This window comes from Corallococcus sp. AB045 (assembly GCF_003668895.1).
In the GTDB taxonomy this organism is placed as follows: Bacteria; Myxococcota; Myxococcia; order Myxococcales; family Myxococcaceae; genus Corallococcus; species Corallococcus coralloides.
This window is the reverse complement of sequence record NZ_RAWN01000343.1, coordinates 1-5,463: the sequence shown is the minus strand read 5'-3', so window position 1 is coordinate 5,463 and position 5,463 is coordinate 1. Positions and strand designations below refer to the sequence as shown.

Below are 5,463 nucleotides of genomic sequence, written 5' to 3'. Positions count from 1 at the left end.
GCCCGCCGCCCCGCCGCCGAAGCCCGGCGTGCTCAAGCTGGCCATCGAGTCCATCCACCGCGACCCGCTCCAGCCCCGCCGCCACTTCGACGAGACGAAGCTCCACGAGCTCACCGAGTCCATCAAGGCGCAGGGCCTGCTCCAGCCCATCCTCGTCCGGAAGAACCCGAACAAGGGCGGCGAGGGCTACCTCATCATCGCGGGCGAGCGCCGCTGGCGCGCATCCCAGGCTGCGGGCCTCAAGGAAATCCCCGCCATCATCCGCGAGGTCACGGAGGCCGAGTCCTTCGAGCTCGCCCTGGTGGAGAACCTCCAGCGCGCGGACCTGAACCCCATTGAAGAGGCGGACGGCTACCGGCGCCTGGTGGAGGAGTTCAAGCTCACGCAGGAGCAGGTGGCCCAGAAGGTCGGCAAGGAGCGCTCCACCGTCGCGAACGCGCTGCGCCTCCTGTCCCTGCCCCCGGACGTGAAGGCCATGGTGGCGGACGGGTCGCTCAGCATGGGCCACGCTCGCGCGCTGCTCGGCGTGCCCCGGCTGCCGGAGCTCCAGAACCTGGCGAAGCAGGTGACGGAGAAGAAGCTGTCCGTGCGCGACACGGAGCGGCTGGTCCAGCAGGGCAAGTCCGCGAAGGGCGGCAAGGATGCAGGCAAGCCGGCGCCCAAGGTGAGCCCGCAGGTGAAGGCGCTCACCGAGGAGCTGCAGCGTCGGTTGGGAACAAAGGTCCGTCTGTCGGAGAAAAGCCCGGGAAAAGGCACCCTGGAAGTCGACTTCTTCTCCTACGATGACCTGGACAGGTTGTTGAAGCTTCTGAGGAAGGAGTAGGGCGTGGCGCTCCTTGGCGGGAAGAAAGACGAAGCACCCAGCAAGCCCCTGTTCAAACGGGAGGAGGATTTCGTGTCGACGCGTCCGGGTGAGGTTCACACGCTTCTGGGTAAGGGAAGCGAGTTCGAGGGGAAGCTCACCTTCGAAGGTCAGGTTCGAATCGACGGCAAGTTCAACGGGCAGATTGTCACCAAGGACGTGCTCGTCATTGGCGACGGCGCCCGCGTGCAGGCGGAGATCCAGGCCGGCACCGTCATCATCAACGGCACCGTGGAAGGCAACGTGCGCGCCACGCAGCTCATCGAGCTGAAGCAGCCGGGCCGCGTGAAGGGCAACCTGGAGACGCCGTCGCTCTCCATGGACCGCGGCGTCATCTTCGAGGGCTCCCTCAAGATGGAGAACATCGGCAAGGGCGGCGGAAACCCGCCCCCGCCCGGAGAGAAGAAGTAACGGTGCGCGTGTTCGCGTCCAACGCGCGGAAGGTCCCGGGGCTCATCGGCCTCGGGGTCGTCTCGCTCGGCGTCCTGTTCGGCGGCTGCGAGGGCTGCCAGAAGAAGACGCCGGTCGACGACATCCATGCGGAGGACGCGGGGCTGCGCTCGGGCGTGAAGGTGCCGCTGCCGCCGGGTTGGTCCGCGCAGGTGGCCACCGACGGCAGCTTCCAGGCGGGCCCTCCCGGCCGCCCGGTGCTGCGAGTGGATTTGAAGCCGGGGCAGGGTGAGCAGATGCCCTCCTCGGAGACGCTGGCGGACAACGTCCGTCAGCAGATGAAGCAGTTCACGCTGTCGCTGGACCAGGAGGAGGACACCCCCTCCTTCGCCCTCTTGCGCGTGACCATGGCCCCGTCCCTGTCGGATGGCGGAGTGGGCCCGGAGGCACCCGCGTTCTTCGGCGCCCGGCGCGTGGGGGACGACCTGTTCCTCTGCGCCAGCCTCCCCGGCGCCACCGCCGAGGAAGTCCGCCTGGCCACCGAAGCCTGCCGTACCATCCAGGTCCAGGCCGCGCCCCGCTGACAGTCCCTGCGTGAGGGTCGCGGCCTCCTTATGAAGGAGCGCGGAGACCCCATGGACGACTGGCGCAAGAACCTCATCGACGACGCGGACGGCATTGGCGAGCTGCTCGCGCGCACGAAGCGCATCGCCGTGCTGGGCATCCGGCCGGAAGCGCAGGCGGACAAGCCCGCGCACGCCATCCCGAAGTTCCTCCAGGACCACGGCTTCACCGTGCTGCCCGTGCCCACGCACGGCGAGCAGGGGAGCATCCTGGGCGAGCCCATCTCCGCGTCGGTGAAGGACGTGCCCGGGGAGGTGGACGTGGTGCAGGTGTTCCTGCGGCCGGACGACATCAACGCGCACGTGGACGGGATGCTGGAGAAGAAGCCGCACGCGGTGTGGTTCCAGCTGGGCATCCGCAACGACGCCGCGGCCGAGCGGCTGGCGCGCGCGGGCATCCGCGTGGTGCAGGACCACTGCATGAAGGTGGAGTGGAAGAAGCGCCACCCGGACGCCCGATAAGCGCCAGCCGGAGGGGAACCCGGGAACGTCCTGCGCGGCCCGGGTGTCCTCATTACGTGAGGAGCGTGATGTTTCGGGTGGCTGCGACTGGCAGGGGATGGACTTCGGGCCCGGCCCGGGGTGCAATTCCGTCCACGTCCTGTCAGCTGGAGTCCCCGGGACTTCCCGAAAGCCTTCCGACTTCCTAACCTTAGCTTCCCGACCTGTGTCGAGCGCCCGCGCGGCCCGGGTCTTCACGCTGTGCCCCTCGTAAGGAGTCCGCGCATGACGCTCACCGAGATGCTTCCCCTCCCCCTGGCCGCTGTGGAGATCGGGCCCCTGGGTGAGCAGCTAGCAGCGGCGGGGGGACTGGTCATCACCGCGGCCGCCGCGCTCTGGGCCGCGTGGACCCGCCCGCAGCAGCAGCCGGCTCCGGTGCCGGTGCCCGTGCGTCGCGATCCTCCGCGCCGCCGCTAGGCCGCGCCCGTCGTCACCGTCTGGATCCGGGCCCTGACCCGGCGCCGCGAAGAGCAGCGCCGGGCGGCCCTCAGCAAGAGCGGCCCTGCTGCTCAGCGCTTCATCGCCAGCGACAGCGCGAAGTCTCCGTCCGCGTCCGTCCACCACGCGGCCAGGTCGAGGCCCGCGTCGCCAAGCTCCGCCTGCACCTGCTCGCGACAGAACTTGCAGCTCACCTCCGTGCGCAGACATTCGCCTTGCGCGAACTCCACGCGCCGCTCCAGGTCCTTCAGCCACACGGACTGGGCCCTGCGTGAGATGAGGCGCATCTCGATCCACTTGTTCGTTTCATCGAACGGGGCCAGGTGCTCGAAGGCCTCCGGGTCGAAGTCCGCGTTCAGCTCGCGGTTGAGCACGCGCAGCACGTTGCGGTTGAAGTCCGCCGTCACGCCCGCGCTGTCATTGTAGGCGGCGAACAGGCGCTCGCGGTCCTTGATCAGGTCCGTGCCCAGCAGCAGCCCGTCCCCGGGCTTCAGCCCGGACGCCAGCTCGCGAAGGAACAGCGCGCGCTGCGCGGGCTTCAGGTTGCCGATGGTGCCGCCCAGGAAGGCGATGAGCCGCCGGCCGCCGCCCGGGATGCGGCCCAGGTGCTGCTCGAAGTCGCCCACCACCGCGTGCACGGCGATGCGCGGGTACTCGCGCGCCAGGCCCTCCGCGGCCTTGCGCAGGAAGGCCTCGCTCACGTCGAAGGGCACGAAGCGCTTGAGCTGTCCGGCCGCGTCCATGGCGTCCAGCAAGAGGCGCGTCTTCTCACTGGTGCCGCTGCCCAGCTCCACCAGCGTGTCCGCGCCGCTCAGCCGGGCCACGTCGTCCGCGTGGGCGCGCAGAATCTCGCGCTCGCGGCGCGTGGGGTAGTACTCCGGCAGGCGGGTGATGTCGTCGAAGAGCTGGCTGCCGCGCTCGTCGTAGAGCCACTTGGGGCTCAGCTCCTTGGGCCCGTGGCAGAGCCCGTCCAGCACCTCCGCGCGCAGCGCACGCCGCGCGTCCCCGGGCTGCACGTGCACGTCCACCTTCACGCCCGGCGCCGAGTAGCCCTCCGCGCCGCGTGCCTCGCCCTGCTCCGTCCTCATCCTCATGTGGCCCTCACTTCACGTCGCGTGCACAGCGGAAGCCGGCGAAGATCTGCCGGCGGATGGGGAAGTCCCAGTTGCGGAAGCTGTTGCGCACCGCCACCGGCGCGCTCGCCCAGGCACCGCCGCGCAGCACCTTGGACGTGTCTCCGAAAAAGACCTCCGAGTACTCGCGGTACGGAAAGGCCCGGAAGCCCGCGTACGGTTGGAAGTCGCTGGCGGTCCATTCCCAGACGTCGCCCAGCAAGCCCCAGACGCCGTCCGCGCTACGGCCCGAAGGGTGGCTGCCCACGGGCGACGGCCCCCAGCGCGTCCCGCCCAGGTTGGCGTGCGCGTCCGTGGGCTCGGTGTCCCCCCAGGGGTGCGCGCGCGGGACGCCGTCACTGCCCTGCGCGGCCTTCTCCCACTCGGCTTCGGTGGGCAGGCGCTTGCCGGCCCATCTCGCGTACGCGTCCGCCTCGTACCAGGACACGTGCTGCACGGGTTCGTCCTTGGGCAGCGGCTCCACCGTGCCGAAGCGGCGGCGCAGCCAGACGTGGTTGCCCTGCGAACTCCAGAAGAGTGGATGGCGGATCTTCTCCGCCTGGATCCACGCGAAGCCCTTGGGATCCCACCAGCGCGGATCCTCGTAGCCGCCGGACTCCACGAACACGAGGAAGTCCCCCGTGGTGACGGGGTGCGCGTCCAGGAGGAAGGGCGCCAGCTCCACGACGTGCCGGGGGCGCTCGTTGTCGTAGGCCCACGGGTCGTCGCTGCCCAGGCGCACCGGGCCGCCGGGGATGAAGACCTCGTGCTGCGGCACCGCGCCGGGCTGGGGACGCAGGGCCTCCACCGGGTGGTACTCCACATGCGTCATCAGCTGCAGCGTGGCGGCCAGCGTCTCCGCGTGCTGTTGCGCATGCTGCGCCACCATGCCGAAGGCGAAGCCACCGTGGAGCAGCGGATCCACGCTGTCCTCGGGCAGCGTCTCCAGGTGCGCGGCCACCGCCTCGCGCACGCGGGTGGCGTAGGCCCAGGCGGCCTCCGGCTCCAGCAGGGGCAGCGTGGAGCGCGTGTTCCGCGGGTGGCGGAAGGCGTCGTAGATGGCGTCGAACGCCGGATCCGTGAAGGCCGGAGCCCCCAGCGCGCGCAACAGCCACTGCTCCTCGTAGTTGGCCACGTGGGCCACGTCCCAGACCAACGGGGACATGAGCGGCGAGTGCTGCCGCATCAACTCCGCCTCCGGCAGCGGCGCGAGCATCGCCTGGATGCGCTCACGCCCCGCCTCCAGCTCCCGCCACGCCCGGGCCTTCCACGACACGGCCTGGCGGACGCGGGCACTCCCCTGTTCCTGGCTCCTCAGCGACATGGTCGGCCCAAGGTAGGAAGGGGCTCCGGGCCCCGCTAACCCCCCGGGCCCCCCTGGTGGGACAGACCCGTGAGGGAGCACACGTTTGCGAGCCTGCTTCCCCTCCGCTGTGATCCGCGGTCCTAACGAGCTTGCGGGCGCCTGTCGGAGAATTCTGGACCGGAGAGGTCGTTTCTGTCCAAAAGATACTCTTGGATGGCGGCCCTGCTCCCG

7 protein-coding genes are annotated in these 5,463 nt (G+C 70.0%); 5 read left to right on the top strand and 2 right to left on the bottom strand.

Annotation, left to right across the window (positions count from 1 at the left end; translation table 11 throughout):
• The 5 genes from D7Y21_RS40030 to D7Y21_RS40010 form a co-directional block, all read left to right on the top strand.
• The coding region (locus tag D7Y21_RS40030) for a ParB/RepB/Spo0J family partition protein (RefSeq protein WP_121718507.1) at positions 1 to 823 on the top strand (823 nt) is incomplete at its 5' end.
• 3 nt (positions 824 to 826) lie between these two features.
• Positions 827 to 1,273: a bactofilin BacM gene (gene bacM / locus D7Y21_RS40025; protein WP_014400844.1), complete on the top strand. Its 447-nt coding sequence runs from the start codon at positions 827 to 829 to the stop codon at positions 1,271 to 1,273.
• Positions 1,274 to 1,275: 2 nt separating this feature from the next.
• Positions 1,276 to 1,836 carry a hypothetical protein gene (locus D7Y21_RS40020; RefSeq protein WP_120564644.1) on the top strand — a complete coding sequence of 187 codons (561 nt, stop codon included), beginning with the start codon at positions 1,276 to 1,278 and terminating at the stop codon, positions 1,834 to 1,836.
• Positions 1,837 to 1,887: 51 nt separating this feature from the next.
• Complete coding sequence (locus tag D7Y21_RS40015; RefSeq protein WP_121718506.1) at positions 1,888 to 2,337, top strand: CoA-binding protein; 450 nt, start codon at positions 1,888 to 1,890, stop codon at positions 2,335 to 2,337.
• Between the two features lie 264 nt (positions 2,338 to 2,601).
• Positions 2,602 to 2,793 carry a hypothetical protein gene (locus D7Y21_RS40010; RefSeq protein WP_014400841.1) on the top strand — a complete coding sequence of 64 codons (192 nt, stop codon included), beginning with the start codon at positions 2,602 to 2,604 and terminating at the stop codon, positions 2,791 to 2,793.
• 92 nt (positions 2,794 to 2,885) lie between these two features.
• Here the strand turns inward: D7Y21_RS40010 and egtD are convergent, their stop codons facing one another.
• Positions 2,886 to 3,908, bottom strand: a complete 1,023-nt coding sequence (gene egtD, locus D7Y21_RS40005) for an L-histidine N(alpha)-methyltransferase (protein WP_121718505.1) — start codon at positions 3,906 to 3,908, stop codon at positions 2,886 to 2,888.
• 7 nt (positions 3,909 to 3,915) lie between these two features.
• Entirely contained in the window at positions 3,916 to 5,250 is a 1,335-nt protein-coding gene (gene egtB / locus D7Y21_RS40000; protein ID WP_120564642.1) for an ergothioneine biosynthesis protein EgtB, read from the bottom strand.
• Positions 5,251 to 5,463: the final 213 nt, after the last annotated feature.